This window comes from Hornefia butyriciproducens, assembly GCF_009695915.1.
Classification (GTDB): Bacteria; Bacillota; Clostridia; order Peptostreptococcales; family Anaerovoracaceae; genus Aminicella; species Aminicella butyriciproducens.
In genome coordinates, this window is the sequence record NZ_VUMZ01000008.1 from 1 (window position 1) to 21,054 (window position 21,054).

Consider the following 21,054-nt stretch of genomic DNA (forward strand, 5'->3'; position numbering starts at 1 on the left):
TTTTGTCTTGTTTGACTTTCGTTTCCTGTCTATGTGGTTTTCTAGGTCCTTCCGGAAATCCTTCATTTTTCAAGGCTTTCCGTGCTCGCGTGTGCCGCGAACATTTAATATATTACCACCTGTTTACTCCCTTGTCAACATCTTTTTAAAATTAATTTTACGTTTTTTTGATTTTCTTTTTCTTACATTATATATAACAAAGCAAAGCCCGGGCTTTCAGCCCCTGCGGCGCCGGTTCATCTGACTGCCCCCCGCGTCTGCCGATCGGTGATTTCACAGGCGCCGGTTCATCTGTCGTCCACTTTTGCCGCCTCTTTCTCGAAGCCCGGCGCTGATCACGCGCCTTCTTTTCCGCTGCTTGTCTGCTGCTCTTCTGCCGTCTCGTCTTGCATCCCGGTTTTCTCGTGCTCCCGGATCAATAACATTTTATTATGAGTCGATCCCGCATCACTTTGTTATTTTTGTGTTATGCCTTCTCCGAATTTTCACATAATCTTGACAAATCAATAAGCCTCTCTTATAATAGATAATGCCTGAGGGCATGGGTTTATTTTATTTTACTTGTCTTTATTGAGGAGGACTTATTATGGGTAGAAAGATACCTCTATGGCAAGCATTATTATGTTTCTTCTTCACGTTGATCGTATTAATGTATTGTCTGGGCATCCTTGGAAAATTATTTGGGGATGCACTCGCCTGCGACTATGGCGAGGTACACATCGCACTTCTTACTTCCGCGACATTTGCCGCGATTGTAGCCGCTCTGAACGGCTACAAATGGTCATTCCTGGAGGCCGGCATGCTGGCTTCCATCAACCGTTCCATGCAGGCCATTCTGATCCTCGCTGAGGTCGGTCTGCTGATCGGATGCTGGGTCGCCGCGGGCGTCGTTCCCGCGATGATCTACTACGGACTGCTGATTCTGAAACCGAGCATCTTCCTGTTCGCAGCATGCCTGCTCTGCTGTATCGTCGCACTGGCGACCGGTTCTTCCTGGACCACCGCCGGAACCATCGGTATCGCACTGATCGGTGTTGCGACGGGTCTCGGAATCCCGTCCAGCATGGCAGCCGGCGCTGTCGTCTCCGGCGCTTATTTCGGAGACAAGATGTCGCCGCTGTCTGACACCACCAACCTGGCTCCTGCCATGGCGGGCGCCACGCTGTTCGATCACATCCGCCACATGATCTACACGGTTACACCGTCTCTGATCATCTCTCTGGTCATCTACCTGATTCTGGGTATGAGAGCCAGCGGAAACAATCTGGACATCGTCGGACCGATGAGACAGGCCTGCCTGGTCAACTTCCATCTGAACCTGTGGATGCTGATTCCGCCGATTCTGGTTATCGTCATCGTTGCTCTGAAGATCCCCGCGATCCCGGGCATCATGGGCGGTATCGTTGCCGGTATGATCATCGGCTCCATCTTCAACGGAATCAATCTGGCCGAATGGCCGGGAATCCTGCACTACGGTTATTCCGTACCGGGATTCACCGACGCTTACACACAGGCACAGGACAAGCTGGCGGATCAGATCGCATCCTACGATGCGGACAGCTTCCTGGCAATGGACGCCGGAGACTTCGCAACACTTGCTAAAGAACAGGGTCTGAGCACTGCCATCATCGGTGAGTACAACATCGACAAGCTGATCGACGGCAAGGGTGGTATGGATTCCATGATGTGGACCATCAACCTGATTCTCTGCGCAATGTGCTTCGGAGGAATTATGGACGCTTCCGGAATGCTGGGCGAAATCGCACAGTCCCTGCTGCACTTCGCAAAGGGAACCGGCGGACTGGTTACCGTTACCGTTATCAGCTGCGTCATCATGAACGTCATCGCAGGAGACCAGTACCTGTCCCTCGTACTGCCGGGCAGAATGTACAAGGAAACCTACGAAGACAGACATCTGGCGCCGAGAAACCTCTCCCGTGTACTGGAAGACTCCGGTACAATCACTTCCTGCCTCGTTCCGTGGAACACCTGCGGCGCTACGATGCAGAAGTTCCTGGGCGTCAAGACCTGGGGCGGCCCGGGCGGAGGCTATGGACGCTATGCGTTCCTGAACCTGATCAATCCGCTCGTATCCATCTTCTACGGATTCACCGGCATCACCATGATGAAGATGACCGACGAAGAATACGAAAAGATTATGCAGGCCAGAGAGAAGGAAAAGCAGGAAGCTCTTGCCAATCTGGAAGCATAGAACCGTTAGTAAAATAGAATGAAACCTGAAAGAGGATGTTTTCGCAACATCCTCTTTTAAAATTCCCTGAAACATATTTTCACAGACTCTTCCGCGCCGGCGTTCTCCTTATAATTAGTGCCTGTTCATTAAGTCCCCATCGGACTTAATGGGCGCTGACGGCAGTTTGTCAGCAGCGCCGCGGCGCACCATCCAATGGAAGAGCGTGCCGGCAGACACTAACTGATGCTTGTGCTCAGGGATTCGGCCGTTTCCGAATCCCACTGCCGCAGGGTTTTCGGATGAAACGCTTGAAAACTTTGCGGCAGGCTACCGAATATGCTCTTTGTATTATTGATATTTCAAGCATATCCGATAGCTGAGCACGCATTAGTTACTTCTCTTCCATACAGGAGTTCGACACGATGCCATATTTCATCGATAACCGTCATCACGCCATCATTTCCAGTAGTAGCGAAAAACCTCACAGCCGGCGTCGCGGGCCGGCAACCGGTCCTCTGAGGGCTTGTCCGCATCCCTTGCCACCAGCAGTGTCTGGTCCGACCACGGGCGTTCCACCTTTTCCAGCACGCCATATCTCTCAGACACGAGATATCTTCCTTCGGGTTCGTGCTGCAGCGTCATCAAAGGAATGGCTCCGTTGCTGCGATCGTCAGATTCCAGGCTCTGCACACTGAAACGCACACCCAGCATATCAAGCGCCGCCTGCGACTGCGAGTTATACACATTAAGTCCATAATCTCCATAAACCGGAACCCCTGCACTCCGAAACGGCTGAATCCACCCCGGATTTCCCACGTAGACACCCGTTTCACGGCAGATTTCGCAGATCTCAGTGAAGTTTTCCCGCAACACAGTTTCTTCCCTTCCCCTCGTCACATTGGAGACATACGGGACGATATTCACCCCGTCCCCCACTTCTCCGAACCGGCGGAAATATTCCGCCAGCGGAACCACACAGACCACCGGAAGGTCATGAGACGGAAGTACGTTTCTGCTCTGCAGAAACCTCTCCCATGTATAGAAATAATATTCCATCACACGGGGCTGCGTTTCCTGCACAAAAGAAAAGTCCATCACCTCCGGTTTCGGCCGGCGCACGATCAGCGAATCCGCGACCTCCTTCAGCAGGCGCCGGCGCAGTTCATTCATCTGAGAGGCCTTCATGCGCATACCGAAATCCCCATCGAACCGTATCCGACCGATGAAAAAAGGCGTGTTTCCGCTCTTACGCAGCGCAGCCTCCATCCTTTCCAGATCCACCGGTTCCGCGGCAGGTTCAAACGCTCCGGAGCGCACCTCTGCTCTTTTCCCGGATTCATGCGTACCGATCGCCGTGATGCAGGTCCCCCGGCCGATGATGCGGATGTCCACACGGGTTTTCCTTTGTTCCTGTCCTCCGTCGAGTCCTGTGTGCCGGTATGTTTTTCGAACCGCAGCAAGCTGCGACGCCGAAGAAATTCGGTAGATGGGATCCCCGGGCTGCACGCTGCCTCGTATATCTCCGATGTGAAGTTTTCCCTTTGTTTTCCGGCAATACGTAACAACATTTCCGCACAGCTCCGTACCGCGAATCTCAACTCCGTCTCCCAGAGAAACAGGCAGATTTTCCTTTGTTTCCAGAAGATCCGTTCCGGGAACCCTGCGGAGCACATTGCCTATATAGATCCCGCCGTGCTTCGGAAGGTCTCCGGACATCAGTTCCGTTCCAGAGTCGCCGCGAATATACGCATCCGTGAACCCTCCCCGGTTGAAAATCTGAGCGAGTGCCTCACGATCCTCAGGCTCCACTCTGCCGCTTTTACCGGCACAGACACGATCCAGATATTTACGGTAAACTGATGTCACCACGCCCACATAGTCGGCGGATTTCATTCTGCCCTCCACCTTCAGTGAAGTCACTCCGGCAGAAACCAGTGCTCCCAGATGATCAATCAGGCAGAGATCCCCGGGGCTCAGCGGGTAAAGCGGTGCAGGCGCCTCCGCTCCCGTATCCGTCAGGCTGCGGTATCCAAGTCTGCACGGCTGGGCGCACTGTCCCCTGTTTCCGCTTCTGCCGCCGAAATACCGGCTCAGTTGACATTGGCCGGAATAACAGATGCACAATGCACCGTGAATGAAAACCTCAATTTCCATCGCCGTATTTTCACAGATCGTCTGTATCTCCTGCAGACTGAGTTCCCGAGCGAGCACAACCCTTTCGAAACCAAGCCGTCCGGCCGCCTCTACGCCGGCAAGACTGTAAATTGTACCCTGCGTGGAAAGATGCAGCGGGAAATCCGGAATCACCTCAGAAATCCGTTTTCCAAGTCCAAGGTCCGCAACGATCAGCGCATCCACGCCGGTCTCATACAGAAAGGCTGCGTATTTCAGCGCCTCCCCTATCTCGTCGTCACGCAGCAGCGTGTTCATCGTCACATGCACGCTGACGCCCCGCTGATGCGCGAAATCCACCGCGCTCCGCAATGTTTCATCGTCGAAATTTCCCGCATTCATCCGGGCATTAAAAAGGCGGCCGCCGATGTACACCGCATCGGCGCCGTTTTCCACTGCCGCAATCAACTGTTCCGGCCCTCCTGCGGGGACCAGCAATTCACATTTTCTGTCCATGTCTCCATTATATAACGGCGGCTCCGCGGGCGCAAGGCTCTCCCGCCGTCAGAAAGCGTTATTTCCCGCCGTTACAAAGCGCTGTACCCTCGTTGTTGCAAAGGCCGGACTCCCGGCGTTACAAAGCACTGTACGTGAGTTCCTTCCCTTCCTGCCGCAGCCGGACGGCATTCAGAAACAGCTTCGCCGTGTCCATGCAGGTCATCACCGGCAGATTCCTCTCAATGGCGGCGCGCCGTATCGGGAATGTGTCTGCACCGATCCGGTTGACGGTCTTCGGAGTATTGATTACAATCTGAATCTCCCCCTCCACGATTCGCGGAATCACCCCATCATAGCCGATCTGCTCTGCCTTCAGTCCGTGCTCCCGGAGATATTCGCAGGTTCCGCGGGAAGCAAGGAGCCGGAAGCCCATCTTCTCATATTCACGAATGATTTCTGCCGATTCTTCCGTCTTGTCATGATCCTTCAGGCTCACAAAGGCTGATCCTGTCGTGGGAATCCTGCCGCCGGCGCCCAAAAAGCCTTTGTACACCGCCGTAAAAAAGTCAGGGTCTATTCCCAGAACTTCTCCTGTGGATTTCATCTCCGGACCCACTGCGACATCCACATCGGTCAGTTTGGCGTCTGAGAATACCGGGATTTTGATGGCATAGTAATCTGCATCAGGATACAGCCCGGTTCCCCACTCCATCTCCGCAAGCCTGGAGCCTGTCATAACCTTGACTGCGATTTTGACCATCGGTATTCCTGTAACCTTACTGAGAATCGGCACCGTCCGTGACGCTCTCGGATTTACTTCAATAACATACACCTTTTCTCCGTCCCAGGCGTACTGAATATTCACCAGTCCCACAATGTGCAGAGCCTTCGCGATTTTCTTTGTGCTCTCCACAAGTTCCTCGATTACCTCTCGCGGAAGATCATACGGCGGATAGGATGTACAACTGTCGCCGGAATGAACGCCGGTGCGCTCGAAATGCTCCATAATCCCCGGAATGAGCACGTCCTCACCGTCAGCGATGGCGTCCACGTCCATTTCCCGTCCCTCCACATACTTGTCGATCAGGACAGGGTGCTCATGGGACATCCGAACTGCTTCCTTCAGGTATTTTTTTAGTTCCTCATCGCTGTACACCACCTGCATGGCTCTTCCGCCGATGACAAAGGACGGCCGGACGACCAGCGGATACCCCAATCTTTCCACAGCTTCGAAGGCTTCCTCCTCCGTGCGCACCGCACAACCCTTCGGTGTCGCGATGTCAAGGAGATCCAGCAGTTCTGAGAACTTTTCCCTATCCTCTGCCAGATCGATATATTTATTTTTTGTTCCCAGAATATTGATGCTCCGCGCCGCCAGGCGAGAGGCAAGATTCAGCGAAGTCTGCCCGCCGAACTGCAGGATGACGCCCTCAGGATGCTCCTGCTTAATGACATTCATCACGTCATCGGTATGTAGCGGCTCGAAATACAGCTTATCCGAGGTATCGAAGTCTGTGCTCACCGTCTCCGGATTATTGTTGATGATAATCGATTCATAGCCTGCCTCACGAAGCGCCCATACGCCCTGTACGCAGCAGTAATCGAACTCAATTCCCTGACCGATGCGGATCGGGCCGGAACCCACAACGAGGATTTTGTCGCGCCCGGAGGGAACGCTCTCATTTTCTCCTCCGTAGCTGGAATAATAGTAGGGAGTCAGTGCCTCAAATTCTCCCGCGCAGGTATCTACCACTTTGTACACCGGATAAATATCGTGATAGATCCGGATATCCTGCAGAACATCCCGGGGGATCCCAGTGAGCGCCATGATCTCCTCCTCCTCAAATCCCCGGTGTTCCGCCTCTTCAATCAGTTCTGCAGTGACCTCCGAGTTTTTCAGAAGTTCCTCCATGTCGATTATGCCCTTCAGCTTGTTCAGAAACCAGCGATCGATTTTGGTTTCCGCAAATACCTCCTCCAGCGTCATGAGCTGCCGGCGGAAGATCTCCGCGATACAGAAAATCCGTTCATCATCGCAGGCACGGAGCTTTTCAAGCAGCTTCTCGTTACTGAGCCCTGTCACATATGGAATCCTCAGTCCTGTACCCTCCAGTTCCAGCGAGGAAATCGCCTTGGCCAGCGCCGCCTCGAAATACCGGTCAATCGCCATGATCTCTCCGGTGGCCTTCATCTGCGTCCCCAGTTTCCGCGAGGCAGTGCGGAATTTATTGAAGGGCCATTTGGGAATCTTGACCACGCAGTAATCCAGCGCCGGCTCAAAACATGCACTGGAACCTTCTGTAACATAGTTTTTCAGCTCATCCAGCGAATATCCGATGGCGATTTTCGCGGCAATCTTGGCGATCGGATAACCGGCAGCTTTTGAGGCCAGCGCAGAGGAACGACTGACTCTGGGATTGACCTCGATGACGATGTATTCATCCCTGTCGGGATTCAGGGCAAACTGGGCGTTGCATCCCCCCTCGATTTTCAGACTGCGGATAATCTTCAGGGCCGAATCACGGAGCATCTGATACTGTGTGTCGTTGAGTGTCTGTGTCGGCGCTACGACGATGCTGTCGCCGGTGTGAACCCCTGCCGGATCCAGGTTTTCCATGCTACAGACAACGATACAGTTATCCTTGCTGTCGCGCATCACCTCATATTCGATTTCTTTCCAGCCTGCGATGGACTTCTCTACCAGAATCTGGCCTATGGCGCTTTTCGCAATGCCCATATCACAGTGCTCCCGCAGTTCCTGTTCATTATGGGCGATGCCCCCTCCGGTGCCTCCCAGGGTATAGGCAGGTCGGATGATAACCGGATACCCTGTTTCCTCTGCGAAAGCCCGGCATTCTTCATAGCCTGTAGCGATGATGCTGGGCGGTACAGGCTCATTGATCTGACCCATCAGTTCCTTGAACGCTTCCCTGTCTTCGGCTTTATGAATGCTTTCCTTATTGACTCCCAGAAGCTTGACTCCATACTTTTCGAAAATTCCCTTTTCATCCAGCGCCATCGCAAGATTGAGACCGGTCTGTCCTCCGAATCCAGCCAATACGCCGTCCGGTCGCTCCTGCTGTATAATTTTTGTTACCGCATCCTCCGTAATCGGTTCCAGATACACTTTGTCCGCAATTCCCTTATCTGTCATGATCGTGGCTGGATTGCTGTTGATCAGGACAGTTTCAATCCCTTCCTCGGAAATCGCCTTGCACGCCTGCGTCCCGGCATAATCGAACTCCGCCGCCTGACCGATGACAATCGGCCCGGAGCCGATGATCATCACCTTCTTCAATGAATAATCCCTTGGCATTATAGCCGTCCTCCTTCCATCAACTCAATAAATTTATCGAACAGATAACCCGCGTCGTTGGGGCCCGGACTGGATTCCGGATGAAACTGCACCGAGAAAACCGGCTTATCGATGGCCTGCATCCCCTCCACAGTCCCGTCGTTCAGATTCAGGTGCGTCACTTCCAGTCCGTGAAGAATGATGCTTTCTGCTTTCACAGCATATCCGTGATTCTGCGATGTAATATAACTGCGCCCAGTATTTTTGTCGAACACTCCGTGGTTGCCGCCCCGATGCCCGTACTTCAGCTTGTAGGTTTCTCCTCCCTGAGAAAGTGCGATAATCTGGTGCCCCATGCAGATCCCGAAGATCGGCATGGCACGTTCCCCGTAATTACTGTTTGTGACGAGTTTCTCCGTAATTTTCACCGCCTCCGCCGCTTCTTCAGGATCGCCGGGGCCGTTGGTGAGGAAGACGCCGTCCGGGTGCATGTCGAGAATCGTCCTCGCCTTTGTACCGTAGGGGAACAAAGTCAGGTCACAGCCTCTGGCCGTCAGTTCCCTCAGGATGCTCCGTTTGACGCCGAAATCCATCACCGCAACGCGGTACCTTGGATGCTCCGCCTTACATTCTGTCACCTCGGACACACCTGCCGTTTTCATCGCGTCTCCGCGCAGTTCATGCTCCCCGCAAATCCGCGCCAGTTCCTCGATGCCGATATCCTCCGTTGAGATGACACATTTCTGGCTGCCCATGCGCCGAAGCCGCCTCGTAATCTCTCTGGTATCTATATTATATACTCCCGGAATCTGCTCGTCCTGCATCCACTGATCGATCGTCCTGACGCACCGCCAGTTCGACGGACGAAAGCACACATCTCTGGCCACCAGTCCGAAGGCGTGGATTCTGTTGGATTCAAAGTCCACATCGTTGACTCCGTAATTTCCGATCAGCGGATACGTCATCACGATAATCTGCCCTTCATAGGACGGATCCGTCATAGTTTTCTGGTAACCTGTCATCGCTGTGTTGAAAACCAGCTCGCCCGTCCGGGTTCCCCGGAATCCGAACCCGGTGCCCTTATAGACCGTACCGTCCTCAAGATAAATCGTACCTTTCATCATTTTACTCCCTCCACACAATATTGCATTGGGAAGATTATAATTTAATATCTATTTTTATTCAACCCTGAAACAGTAAAAATACAATATTTATTGTTCAGAAACAAATTTCGTAAAATTTTTATTGATTTTTTGATAAACCCCCTTGATTATTCATTCACTATATGCTATATTACATACACGAAATAAAATTCAATATGTTTAATATTTATTAAAAGATTCTCAGGAGGAACCCGATATGTCTAAAGAAAAAGTCGTCCTTGCCTACTCCGGCGGGCTGGACACATCCGTTATTCTCAAATGGCTGATCAAAGAATTCGATTACGAAGTGATCGCTGCCTGCTGCAACGCCGGTCAGGGAGAAGACTTCGATGCAATAGAAAAAAAGGCGATCGCAACCGGCGCATCGAAGGCTGTTACGATCGACATCAGAGAAGAATTTATCACTGACTACATTTACCCAACCCTGAAGGCAGGAGCAATCTACGAAGGAGATTATCTCCTCGGAACTTCGATGGCGCGGCCGCTGATGGCGCAGAAGCTCGTGGAACTCGCCGTAGAAGAGGGCGCATTCATCATCTGCCACGGCTGCACCGGAAAGGGCAACGATCAGGTCAGATTCGAAACCGCGATTAAGGCCATCAATCCTGCGATGCAGATCATCGCCCCATGGAGAACCTGGGATTTCCAGTCCCGTGAAGATCTCATCGAATATGCTCATCAGAACAACATTCCAATTGAACAGACAACAGAAAAAATCTATTCCAGAGACGAAAACATCTGGCACATCAGCCACGAGGGCGGTGAATTGGAGAATCCGTGGAACGAGCACAAAAAAGGAATTCATGTGCTGTCCTGCGAACCGGAGGACGCTCCTGATGAACCTGAATATGTGACGATTTCCTTTGAGAAGGGGGAGCCGGTCGCAATTGACGGCGAGAAGCTTGGACCAATTGAGCTTCTGACAAAGCTGAATGAAATGGGAAGCAGAAACGCTGTCGGCACCATCGATATCATCGAGAACCGGCTGGTTGGAATGAAGTCAAGAGGCGTCTATGAGACCCCGGGAGGAACAATTCTCTATCAGGCGCACCGGGATCTGGAGAAATTAATCCTGGATCGCGACACCATGGCGTATAAAGCGATCGTCGCGCAGAAATTTGCAGAACTGTGCTACGACGGTCTCTGGTTTACTCCGCTCCGGGAGGCGATTTCCGCCTTTGTGGACAAAACCCAGGAGCTGATGACCGGCGATGTGAAAATGAAGCTGTACAAAGGAACCGCATGGCCGGTTGCCAGCAGATCACCATATTCCCTGTATAACGAAGAATTCGCCACCTTCAGTGCGGACGAAGTCTACGATCAGAGCGACGCCGAAGGCTTCATCAACCTGTGGTCTCTTCCGCTGAAGATCCGGGCCATCCAGAAACAGAATCTGGAAGGCGTGCCTGAAGCACAGAAAGCGAAGTTCGATAAAAAAGTCATCAAAGGCGGCGACTTCAAACAGTGACGCACAGCGCTGCGTCATAGCAAATGCGGTTCGGCTGACCGTACGCAATGACGCATGCCGACGCGGGTCGCATGCCCGTTGCATGCCATAATATAGTCCTCAATTAAAAAGCCTCTCGCTTCAGTACCTTTCAGAACTTGCGAGAGGCTTTATTAATGCGTCTTCTTATTTTCCCGTCCTGTCTTTATTCCAGCAGTTTTCGCCGCCTCATCGGCAGCAGGTGCTGTTTATCTTAGAACGGCTTGATCGTGCCGTTTGCCAGCAGAATAATGGAAATCACGAACAGAACCATAACCACGATGAAAGCCGCCAGATCGCTGGTTTTCGGAAAGACCTTTTCGTTTCTCTCCTTCTTGCTCCAATAGTAAAGAATCGTGCCTGGCGCATAACACAGTGTCGTGATCAGGATATACTGCCAGCCTGTAGCATACAGCAGCCAGAGGCCGTAGACAGTTCCAACGACAGCGGCCAGCCATGCACCGGCTTTTCCGCCTGCGTCGTTATCGCAGCCGTGTCCCTGAATACAAAGCTTCAGATAATACAGTGCCGAGAAGAAATACGGAAACATGATCGTGCTGGTGGAGACAGCGTACAACTTCTGATAGGAGCTTGCCGCCACATAGATCATGATGATGAAGAACTGGAGAACGATACCGGTTCCCAGAACGGACCAGGTCGGTGCGTCGTAACGATTAAGCTTGCTCAGGAACTTCGGGAAAAGACCGTTCACCGCCGGCTGATAGGCGCTGTCGGTACAAAGAATCACATAGGAGAGCATCGCACCTGCAACGGACAGAATTACCGCGCAGTTCACCAGCGTCGCACCCCAAGGGCCGACAACGTAGGCCATCACACCGGCCATCGGCGGATTGCTCAGTTTAGCCAGTTCCTCCTGCGGCATGACGCCCATGGAGAGCACGGAGATGAGCACATACAGGATCAGCAGAGCCAGGAACGAATTAATCGTCGCCTTCCCGGCGATTTTTGTGTTCTTCGCACGGGCTGAAAGCACTACGGCACCCTCAATTCCGATAAACGTCCATACCGTCGTCGTCACGGTACCCTTCACCTGCGTGAGCAGCGAGGGGCTGTCTGCGGCGCCTGCGAAGTTCTCCATGAATATGGAAGGCTTGAACGCTCCCATCAGAATGATCGCAAAGACAGTAAAGATGATAGGCACCAGTTTGGCGATAACCACGACTGCATTGATGCCGACCGCGGAATTCACGCCTCGGTACACCAGCAGAATCAGGAACCACACATAGAGGGAACCGACAACCACCGAGAGCAGATTGTTTCCGTCTCCGAACGCATCAAAGAAGTTCCCCAGTGTAGCGAACAAAAGCGCCACATAAGATACCGGGGCGAGAATTGCGCTGATCCAGTATCCCCATCCGTTGATAAACCCGATGTAATCGCCGAATCCCGTCTTTGCGTAATTAAAAATTCCACTGGACAATTCCGGCTTGACAACGGAAAGTCTGTAAAAGGAAACCGCAAGTCCTGCCATTCCGATTCCACAGATCGCCCATCCAATCAGAACGGCCAGAGTGTGCGCACCGCCGGCCGCGAAGTCTCCTGACAGAGAAAACACCCCGGACGCGAGCGTCGTACTGATGGCAAATAAGGTAAGCTTACCTATGCCAAGATTTTTTTCTTTTTCCATAACAACAATTCCTCCAAATTGCAGCCCCTGAGGTTCCCGTCAGAAATCTGCGCAAACGGTTGAAGCTGCAGATCACATAAATTGATACCTTTATCTGTTCACAGAGTACCGTCACCGAGTCAGATACCCTGAGTAACATATCACACAGCAATCAGGTACTCTCCGTTCCTGGTCGCACATTAAATACAATATATAATATACTTTTCTTTATGTCAACAAATGCTGATAAAATTCTGAGGACATTTCACTTCAGATCCGATGTTCCCGCGACACACACATACACATATACAGACATCCATATCTGCACACAGACACAACACATCGCAGGCATGCCGCCTGCCTCACACCCGCTGTCCTCTCGTTCAGACGAAAAAAGCCTCTAATCACAGAAACAGAAAGCAACGCGTGTTACTTTCTGTTTCTGCTGTTTCATTGATTTTATTATGCGAAAGTGATGACAGTACCCGTCTTTCCGTTCAGGGCGTCCACCGCCTTGTCCAGTGACGTGATAATTGCCTTTTTGTTCGGATATGTTCTGACGAACTTCATCGCCGCCTCTACCTTGGGAAGCATGCTTCCGGGAGCGAACTGTCCCTCTTCAATGTACCGGTCGGCTTCCTCCAGTGTCATGGATGTCAGGTTCTTCTGATCCGGCTTGTTGAAGTTAATGGCGACATTCTCTACCTCGGTCAGGATCATCAGAATATCCGCACCGATCTCCTCGGCCAGAAGCTCCGCACCGAAGTCTTTGTCGATAACTGCGGCAACGCCCTCCAGCGCGCCGTTACGCTTCTCGACCACGGGGATTCCACCGCCTCCGACAGAAATCGTGATCGTCGAAGGCCACAGAGTCCGGATCGCATCGATTTCAACGATCTTGCGCGGAAGCGGAGAGGCGACGACTCTTCTCCAGCCTCTGCCGGCGTCTTCCTTCATCGTGTAACCCTTCTCCTCCTGCATCCGTTTCGCCTCTTCTTCTGTATAGAATGGTCCGATCGGCTTCGTCGGTGTCTTGAATGCGGGGTCTTTCCTCTCAACGATGGTCTGCGTTTCAATCGTGACGACCGGTATATTGCGGTTTCTCTTCGCCAGCGCGTATCTCAGGGCCTGCTGAATGTGATACCCGATATACCCCTGGGACTGCGCACCGCAGACATCGAACGGCATTGCCGGTGTAACGTCTTTCGCGGTCTCGGAAGCCAGAAGGATTCTCCCTACCTGAGGGCCGTTTCCGTGCACCAGACCGATCTCATATCCTGCGCAGCTGATATCCGCAATGTGTTCACAGGTCTTCTTCACGACCTTCAGCTGTGCTTCCGCGGTTGCCTCGCCCTTTCCGGACTGAAGAGCGTTTCCGCCCAGCGCGATTACAATTTTTTCTGCCATTTTAATTCCTCACTATCTCTTAATAAATCTTCATCAGTTACAGATCATCTCTGTTGACCGGGCAGGACATGCAGCGCGGGCCGCCTCTTCCTCTGGAAAGCTCCGAGCTCGGAATGGTCAGAACCTTGATTCCCTTCTTGTCCAGCAGGTCATTTGTTACATAATTTCTCTCATAGGTCACAACCGTTCCCGGCGCAATGCAGAGCGTATTGGAGCCGTCGTTCCACTGCTCTCTCTGCGCGGCCATGGCGTCATTTCCGCCGCAGCGGATCAGTTCCACTGCAGGAACCTTCAGAACACGGGCTAGAAGATGACTCAGCTCGTCCGTCACAGACTCAAAATGAGCTTTCCCCTCCGCATTTAATGTAATCTCAAACAGCTGGAGCGGACCTTCGATTTCCGGATGAATGGTGAACTTGTCGAAATCCACCATCGTGAAAACCGTATCGAGATGCATGAACGCCCTGCTCTTGGGAATGTCAAACACAATCACTCTCTTGAACGTGGATTTATGCAGAACATTCTCTGCGAAGCGCTCGATTCCCAGCGCTGTCGTTCTCTGAGAGAGACCGATGGCGACCGTTTCCGAATTCAGTACCAGTACGTCTCCGCCTTCGATGGAGGCAGGATCATCATAATCATACCAGAGCTGTGATCCCTCCGGAGCAAAGTCTTTGTTATACATAAACATGTACTTCAGCAGCAGCGATTCCCGTCTTCTGGTCACCGTGCTCATATGATGCACATTCAGACCGTTTCCGACACAGGCCCCCGGATCCCTGGTGAAATACAGATTCGGCATCGGATCCATATAAAATGGATACGAGGACGAAATCAGATCCGCCAGAGTCTTGGACTCCACATTCGGAATATCTGTTTTTCTGACACCGGCGATGATCTTAGCGACCATTTCTCTCTCCGGCATCCGGATCAGGTAATCGTAGATCGCCTCCCGGATGCCCTCTGAATTCAGATCGCTCTCGTCAAGGATATCGTTCAGAAACGCCTTTTTGACCTCAGGATCCCTGATCGCCTTTGCTGTCTCATCAACATAATAGATGACTTCTACGCCGTTATCACGCAGCACCTGCGCAAACCTGTCGTGTTCCTGTTCCGCAACCTTCAAATACGGAATATCATCGAACAACAGTCTCGCGAAGTTGTCCGGCACCAAGCCTTCCACCTCGTGCCCGATCCGGTGAAGCAGAACCCTGTTCAGCTTCCCTATCTCCGAGAAATTGTGAATTCCGGGATACATATTTTTCTCCTTCCTGATTCCGCGTAAGTAATACGCACCCGTTACGATTCTTATGCGATGGTCGCGACGATAACCGCCTTGATCGTATGCATTCTGTTTTCCGCCTCATCAAATACGACAGAGTTCTTGCTCAGGAATACCTCATCAGTCACCTCGCGGATGTCATATCCCAGTTCCTTCTGATCCTTCGCCATCGTGGTGTCGAAATCATGGAAGCTCGGCAGGCAATGCATGAAGATCACGTCCGGATTCCCGGTCTTGTCCAGGAACTCTCTGGTCACCTTGAACGGGGTCAGCAGTCTGACTCTCTCCGGAATCTGATCCTCTTCACCCATGGAAGCCCAGATATCGGTGTAGATCACGTCTGCGCCCTCCAGGCAGGACTCGTCGCTGCTTACGCTGATGCTCGCTCCGGTTTCCTCCGCAACCTTCTGTGCTCTCGCCAAAACATCCTTGTCAACCTCAGCGGCCAGTTCTTTCGGTCCGAACGCAACGAACTCCATACCCATCTTGGCACAGCCGTACATCCACGCATAAGCCATGTTGTTTCTGACATCTCCGACAAAGACAACCTTGACCTTGTTCAGCGGCTTCGCCACATGCTCCTCAATGGTAAGCATATCCGCCAGAATCTGTGTCGGGTGGTCAACGTCAGTCAGTCCGTTCCAGACCGGTACGCCTGCATTCGCCGCCAATTCTTCCACAACGCTCTGCTTGAATCCTCTGTACTCGATTCCGTCATAGAATCTGCCCAGAACCTTGGCAGTATCCGCAATTGTTTCCTTCTTTCCCATCTGGGAGGACTTGCTGTCCAGGAATGTGACACCAGCGCCCTCGTCCATCGCTGCAACCTCAAACGCGCATCTGGTTCTGGTGGAGGTCTTCTCGAACAGGAGAACGATGTTCTTGCCCTTCAGCACCTGATTGCAGATGCCGGCTCTCTTCTTGGCCTTCAGATCATGAGCCAGATCCAGCATGTAACGGATCTCAGCCGGTGTGAAGTCCATCAGTGTCAGAAAATGTCTTCCCTTAAGATTAACTGCCATAATAATTCTCCTTTTTCATTTAAGTGTACATCGATAATTAACTGTCAATTTTGATATTTCCATCTTACAATATTTCATTTTCATAAAAAAGTACCAGCACTTAATCATTTTTAAGTACCAGTACCTATATCGCTTCAAACCATTGAAAATCATGGTTTTTCTTCGGAAATTTCTTTATATGTTTTTTTGATGACCCGTACCAGGCGGTTCATTCCTTCCGTAAGCCATTCCACAGATTCGTAGGAGTAATTCAGTCGGATGAACTCTTTCCCGTCTTTCCTGGTCGGATAGAACACCTCACCGGGAACGACAGCGACATCGAAGCGGGACGCCTCCTCCGCCACTCTTCGCCCGCTGAGTCCCGGAGGCAGTTTGACCCAGATATAGACGCCCCCTCTGGGCTTGACATACCGGACGCCGATATCGGAGAGACGGTCAAGCATGGCGCACATGATATCCCGGTTCCTGCGGCTGTGATCCGCAATTTCTCTGCATTTCCTCTGATAAGTCCCGTTTTCCAGATTACGCGCCAGCAGTTTCTGTGTGATCCACCCGATAGAGACGATGTGAATGGAAACCAGATAACTCAAGGCACGCACCAGCTTTTCATCTGCGACGACAAAGGCCAGCGTCATTCCGGGAACGAAGGTCAGCGAAAAGGAATAAATGTAAATCACATTATTACAGTGATCCATCGATTTGATCGGCGGAGTAGGCCGATCCTCGAAATACATCTCGGATCCCGCATCATCTTCCACAATCGGGATCCTGTACCGGTTGGAAAGCTCCAGCAGTTTCCGTCGGCGTTCCAGACTCAGAATATTCCCCGTCGGATCCTGATAACTGGAATTCACATAAATAAACTTCGGCTTCTTTGTTGCAATCAGAGGCTCCAGCTGTTCCACCACCATGCCGTCCAGATCCACAGGAACCGTAAAAAAATCACAGCCAGACAGTGCGATCATCCTATACACGTCTGGCGAGCAGGGTTCCTCGATGAATACGCAGTCTCCCGGCTCTGTCATTGCGGTGATGATATAATCCAGCGCCTGATTGGTTTCCTTCAGAACCTGAATCTGGCGAAGTCCCGCCTCGATACCCTTTGTACGCACATAATCCTGCAGACGCCGCAGCAGCTCGCCGTCCCCCTGATACGTCGCCAGGTAGGCCGGAAGCAGCTGACTTTCATTCATAATCGCGACAATATCATCCGCGATCTCCTCCTCCGGGTAGACAAAAGGGGGCATCCCCGCCGAAAGCGATATTCCCTTCCCCGTTGAGAAGCGCTGGAAAATATCGTCGTAGAGTTCCTCCATGTCCAGATATTCATCCTTGATCACATGACTCCAGTTCACCGACCGCTGCTCCTCCGCCGTCAGCGGGCGATCCTCCGGAAGGCTGTAACAGACCGCATAACCCTTCCCGCGGTCCGAACGCACGAGACCCATGTCCTTCAGATCCGCATAGGCTCGTATTACCGTGTTCCGGTGAACCCCCAGCTGCGCCGCCAGCTTCCGTTCCGACGGCAGCACCGCCCCATCCGGGATATTCCCTGCGAGAATCATGCGCTTCAGCTGACTTTCAATCTGAAGATAAAGAGGAATTTTTCTCTTTTTATTAATCTCGATCCTCAAGGTATTCTCCCCGCCTTTCTTCCGGACTATACCGGGAGGTTTTCTCCGGTTTCTTCCCGTGGAACTGATAATAGCAGACCTCCATACGCCCGTTGAAGAGTTTCCGCCGACGGTCCGCCTTCCTTCCGAAAAGATTTCTCTCCACAGATTTGTCCGCAGTGATGAGGAACAAAGACCAAGTCGGACGTGTCCGGAAGAACGCCCGGAGCGCCCTATAGATCCTTCGGATCTCGCGGTCGTCTCCGATTCTCCGTCCATAGGGCGGATTAGTGATCATGACACCGCCCTCATCATCACACTGCAGCCGCGCCACATCCATATGACGAAAAACAATACAGTCGTCCACCCCGGCTTCCTCCGCGTTCGCCCTGGCGGCGGCGATCGCTCTCCGATCGATATCCCCTGCCAGGATCTTCAGGCTCACATCGCTGCGAATTGCCTTAAATGCCTCTCTCCGCTCTTCCTTCCAAATCTCGGGCCGAATCAGTTCCCAGCCCTCTGAAGCAAATTCCCTGGAAAGTCCCGGCGCGATATTCCTCCCGATAAGTGCAGCCTCGATGGGAATCGTTCCGGAGCCGCAGCAGGGATCCGCCAGAATTCTTTCCGGATTCCAGAAAGAAAGCTGAATCAGTGCCGCTGCCAGTGTCTCCTTGATGGGGGCTGCCACGTCCGAGGTCCTGTAACCTCTCTTATGAAGTCCGATACCGCTGGTATCCACCGTCAGCTGTGCCCGGTCCTTCATCATTCCGATCTTTATCCGATATTCCGCTCCCGTCTCCGGCAGCTGTTCCATACAGTAAAATTCTCCAAGACGCTGTGCGATTGCCTTCTTGACGATGCTCTGGCAGGCGGGGACACTGTGGAGCTGGGATTTCACCGACGTTCCGATCACCGTGAACCTCCCGTCCGGCGGAATCAGCTGTTCCCAGGGCAGGCCGCCGGTCTGCTGAAAGAGTTCCTCGAACGTAACGGCGCTGAATTCGCCCATCAAAAGAAGCAGCCGATCTGCACAGCGCAGCCAGAGGTTGCACCGCGCGATCGCCCGCTCGTCTCCCCAGAACATGACATGACCGTTTTCTGTACTGATGATGTCATATCCCAACGCCTGTATTTCTCTCTTCACGACGGCTTCCAGGCCGAATGTCGCCGTCGCAATCAGTTTCAGTCTCATCACACATCTCCGCGTATCCTTCAGAATGCGGAGGCACAGCCTCCGCGGCCGGTCAGAACAGCACGGTGATCTCAGTTCCTTCTCCCAGCTTGCTCCGGATCCGGATATCCGCGTTATGGTACGCGACACCGTGCCTTACGATTGAAAGGCCAAGTCCGGTGCCGCCGATCTCCTTGGAGTGACTTTTGTTCACGCGATAAAACCGCTCGAACACCCGGTCCAGATCCTCCTGCGGGATTCCGATGCCCGTGTCCTTCACGCAGATATACGGCCGGCCCTCCGTGATCCCGGTGGAAACCCGGACCGTCCCGCCCTTCTTATTGTATTTTATCGCATTATCACACAGGTTGTAAACGATTTCTTCTATAATCTGGTAGACGCCGTCCACATGGACGTGTTTTCCGCTGAGATCCACCTTCACGTCCATCCCCTTCGCGGCAGCGTCCAGCGTATACAGCACCTCCTCCGCGACACCGTAAAGATCCAGCCGTTCCTTCTTCGCCGTAATCTGATTCTCATCCAACTGAGAAAGCTTGATAATATCGTCCACCAGAACGATCAGCCTCTGCGCTTCCTCATAAATGCGGCCGGCAAACTTCCCCACATCCTCAGGACGGACGATTCCGTTTTTCATGATCTCGGCAAATCCGGAAATCGAAGTCAGAGGCGTTTTCAATTCATGCGAAACATTTGCGGTAAATTCCTTCCGGAACTCCGCTTCCCGCGTTTTCTCATCCACATCCCCCCGCAGCTTGTCAATTCTCTGATTCAGCATGTCATTCTGCTCTTCTATGCGGACAAGCAGCGGCTCCAGCTCCGGATATGTCATATTCTCTGTCGGAGCATCCAGATTGATCTCGTTAATCGGCTTAACAATACGGCGAGAAATCCGCGACGCCAGAAGCAGCGATATCATAATCGTCAAAAGCAGCACCAGAAGAATCGGTTTCATCAGCCGCAGCAACAGCGTAAGCAGCGTAAACTGAGTGATGGACACGCGCAGCACGCTTCCATCCTCCAACCGCACCGCGCTGTATGAAGTCTTCTCGGAAAGCGTCTTGGAATATCGGGTGTTCGATCCATATCCCGTTTTCATCGCCTCCTTCACCTCCGGACGCGATGCATGGTTCGGCAGCTTGGACGCATCGACGCTTGTATCGTAGATGACCTTCCCCGATTTGGCGATATATGTGATCCGATATCGCTTATCCACCTTCAGGTCGGAAAAATATCCCGATCCGGTGTGCCGTATGGCCGCAGCCACCAGGTACGCCTCGTTCTGCAGACTCTTCTCATATTCCTTGGAATACTGTGTATAGAGCGCACTGAAAATCAGGACCATACTGGCAACCAGCACCAGCAGAGCCACGCTGAAAATCCCGTAAAAAATCCGGTTCCTCATTTCGCCGTGTCCTCCATGCGATATCCGATCCCGCGTACCGTCTGAATCTGATGTCCCGCTTCGCCCAGTTTCTGCCGCAGAGAACGGATATGGACATCCACCGTTCGGCTCTCGCCGTCAAAGGCGTAGCCCCAGATCTTCGTCAGCAGCTGATCCCGGGTAAACACGATGCCTTTATTCTCTACCAGAAGTTCCAGAAGTTCAAACTCCTTCCGGGTCAGCACAACATCCCGTCCCTTCACCGTCACCGTATGGCGCGCCAGGGAAACAGAAATATCGCCGGCCGTATATTCCTCATCCCCCGTAGAGGGCTGTGTCCGCCGGAGAAGCGCCTTGATCCTCGCGATCAGTTCCATCATTCCGAAGGGCTTGGGCAGATAGTCGTCCGCTCCGTAGTCCAGTCCGATAACCTTGTCATATTCCGTGCCCCGGGCCGTCAGCATCATGATCGGCACTTTCGCGGTGCGGGGCAGCGCCCGGAGTTTTTTCAGCATGTCAAGACCACTCTCCTCCGGGAGCATGATATCTAACAAAATGAGATCCGGCGTTTCTTCCTCCAGCCCCTTCCAGAATTCCGAGGGACGGCTGAAGCCGCGGGCTTCAAACCCTTCATTTGTTAAAGTATAGGTCACCAGTTCCCTGATGCTCCCATCATCTTCTACAAGATAAATCATAGTTTCCATCCTTCCTGCCACAAGTGTACTATGATATCAGGAAAAAAGCCATCTTTCCGATGTAAAATTGATGTAAAATCCATGTAA

At 52.4% G+C, this 21,054-nt stretch carries 13 protein-coding genes; 2 read left to right on the forward strand and 11 right to left on the reverse strand.

Annotated features, from left to right (window positions below; translation table 11 throughout):
• Window positions 1-586: 586 nt before the first annotated feature.
• Window positions 587-2,212 (forward strand): Na+/H+ antiporter NhaC, encoded by a 1,626-nt coding sequence (gene nhaC / locus FYJ64_RS11570; protein WP_154574746.1) that lies wholly within the window; start codon window positions 587-589, stop codon window positions 2,210-2,212.
• Window positions 2,213-2,650: 438 nt separating this feature from the next.
• Here the strand turns inward: nhaC and FYJ64_RS08575 are convergent, their stop codons facing one another.
• The 3 genes from FYJ64_RS08575 to carA all read right to left on the reverse strand — a co-directional run bounded on the left by FYJ64_RS08575 (window position 2,651) and on the right by carA (window position 9,223).
• Entirely contained in the window at window positions 2,651-4,822 is a 2,172-nt protein-coding gene (locus tag FYJ64_RS08575) for a peptidase U32 family protein (protein ID WP_154574747.1), read from the reverse strand.
• A gap of 118 nt (window positions 4,823-4,940) precedes the next feature.
• Window positions 4,941-8,120 (reverse strand): carbamoyl-phosphate synthase large subunit, encoded by a 3,180-nt coding sequence (gene carB / locus FYJ64_RS08580; protein ID WP_154574748.1) that lies wholly within the window; start codon window positions 8,118-8,120, stop codon window positions 4,941-4,943.
• Window positions 8,120-9,223 (reverse strand): glutamine-hydrolyzing carbamoyl-phosphate synthase small subunit, encoded by a 1,104-nt coding sequence (gene carA / locus FYJ64_RS08585; protein ID WP_465250634.1) that lies wholly within the window; start codon window positions 9,221-9,223, stop codon window positions 8,120-8,122. Before carA ends, carB begins: the two co-directional genes overlap by 1 nt.
• Window positions 9,224-9,458: 235 nt before the next feature.
• On the opposite strand from carA, the gene FYJ64_RS08590 reads away from it, so the two are divergent.
• Complete coding sequence (locus tag FYJ64_RS08590; protein WP_154574749.1) at window positions 9,459-10,730, forward strand: argininosuccinate synthase; 1,272 nt, start codon at window positions 9,459-9,461, stop codon at window positions 10,728-10,730.
• Window positions 10,731-10,962: 232 nt separating this feature from the next.
• Here the strand turns inward: FYJ64_RS08590 and FYJ64_RS08595 are convergent, their stop codons facing one another.
• The 8 genes from FYJ64_RS08595 to FYJ64_RS08630 form a co-directional block, all read right to left on the reverse strand.
• On the reverse strand, window positions 10,963-12,396 hold the full coding sequence (locus FYJ64_RS08595; RefSeq protein ID WP_154574750.1) for a basic amino acid/polyamine antiporter: 1,434 nt from the start codon (window positions 12,394-12,396) through the stop codon (window positions 10,963-10,965).
• Between the two features lie 441 nt (window positions 12,397-12,837).
• Window positions 12,838-13,782, reverse strand: a complete 945-nt coding sequence (arcC, locus tag FYJ64_RS08600; protein WP_075714148.1) for a carbamate kinase — start codon at window positions 13,780-13,782, stop codon at window positions 12,838-12,840.
• Window positions 13,783-13,819: 37 nt separating this feature from the next.
• Window positions 13,820-15,040 (reverse strand): arginine deiminase, encoded by a 1,221-nt coding sequence (gene arcA / locus FYJ64_RS08605; protein ID WP_154574751.1) that lies wholly within the window; start codon window positions 15,038-15,040, stop codon window positions 13,820-13,822.
• A gap of 50 nt (window positions 15,041-15,090) precedes the next feature.
• Window positions 15,091-16,086: an ornithine carbamoyltransferase gene (argF, locus tag FYJ64_RS08610; protein WP_154574752.1), complete on the reverse strand. Its 996-nt coding sequence runs from the start codon at window positions 16,084-16,086 to the stop codon at window positions 15,091-15,093.
• Window positions 16,087-16,235: 149 nt separating this feature from the next.
• Window positions 16,236-17,720 (reverse strand): aminotransferase-like domain-containing protein, encoded by a 1,485-nt coding sequence (locus FYJ64_RS08615; RefSeq protein ID WP_154574753.1) that lies wholly within the window; start codon window positions 17,718-17,720, stop codon window positions 16,236-16,238.
• Complete coding sequence (locus tag FYJ64_RS08620) at window positions 17,704-18,891, reverse strand: THUMP domain-containing class I SAM-dependent RNA methyltransferase (RefSeq protein WP_154574754.1); 1,188 nt, start codon at window positions 18,889-18,891, stop codon at window positions 17,704-17,706. The genes FYJ64_RS08615 and FYJ64_RS08620 overlap by 17 nt, the downstream gene beginning before the upstream one ends.
• A 52-nt stretch (window positions 18,892-18,943) precedes the next feature.
• Window positions 18,944-20,293: a sensor histidine kinase gene (locus tag FYJ64_RS08625; RefSeq protein WP_154574755.1), complete on the reverse strand. Its 1,350-nt coding sequence runs from the start codon at window positions 20,291-20,293 to the stop codon at window positions 18,944-18,946.
• A complete protein-coding gene (locus FYJ64_RS08630; protein ID WP_154574756.1) occupies window positions 20,290-20,967 on the reverse strand; it encodes a winged helix-turn-helix domain-containing protein in 678 nt (225 codons plus the stop codon). The genes FYJ64_RS08625 and FYJ64_RS08630 overlap by 4 nt, the downstream gene beginning before the upstream one ends.
• Between the last annotated feature and the right edge of the window lie 87 nt (window positions 20,968-21,054).

What these genes read in the sequence shown, in the direction of transcription:
- nhaC (WP_154574746.1), top strand. Translation starts at nt 587, where the DNA reads ATGGGTAGAAAGATACCTCTATGGCAAGCATTATTATGTTTCTTCTTC.
- FYJ64_RS08575 (WP_154574747.1), bottom strand. Translation starts at nt 4,822, where the DNA reads ATGGACAGAAAATGTGAATTGCTGGTCCCCGCAGGAGGGCCGGAACAG.
- carB (WP_154574748.1), bottom strand. Translation starts at nt 8,120, where the DNA reads ATGCCAAGGGATTATTCATTGAAGAAGGTGATGATCATCGGCTCCGGG.
- carA (WP_465250634.1), bottom strand. Translation starts at nt 9,223, where the DNA reads ATGATGAAAGGTACGATTTATCTTGAGGACGGTACGGTCTATAAGGGC.
- FYJ64_RS08590 (WP_154574749.1), top strand. Translation starts at nt 9,459, where the DNA reads ATGTCTAAAGAAAAAGTCGTCCTTGCCTACTCCGGCGGGCTGGACACA.
- FYJ64_RS08595 (WP_154574750.1), bottom strand. Translation starts at nt 12,396, where the DNA reads ATGGAAAAAGAAAAAAATCTTGGCATAGGTAAGCTTACCTTATTTGCC.
- arcC (WP_075714148.1), bottom strand. Translation starts at nt 13,782, where the DNA reads ATGGCAGAAAAAATTGTAATCGCGCTGGGCGGAAACGCTCTTCAGTCC.
- arcA (WP_154574751.1), bottom strand. Translation starts at nt 15,040, where the DNA reads ATGTATCCCGGAATTCACAATTTCTCGGAGATAGGGAAGCTGAACAGG.
- argF (WP_154574752.1), bottom strand. Translation starts at nt 16,086, where the DNA reads ATGGCAGTTAATCTTAAGGGAAGACATTTTCTGACACTGATGGACTTC.
- FYJ64_RS08620 (WP_154574754.1), bottom strand. Translation starts at nt 18,891, where the DNA reads ATGAGACTGAAACTGATTGCGACGGCGACATTCGGCCTGGAAGCCGTC.
- FYJ64_RS08625 (WP_154574755.1), bottom strand. Translation starts at nt 20,293, where the DNA reads ATGAGGAACCGGATTTTTTACGGGATTTTCAGCGTGGCTCTGCTGGTG.
- FYJ64_RS08630 (WP_154574756.1), bottom strand. Translation starts at nt 20,967, where the DNA reads ATGATTTATCTTGTAGAAGATGATGGGAGCATCAGGGAACTGGTGACC.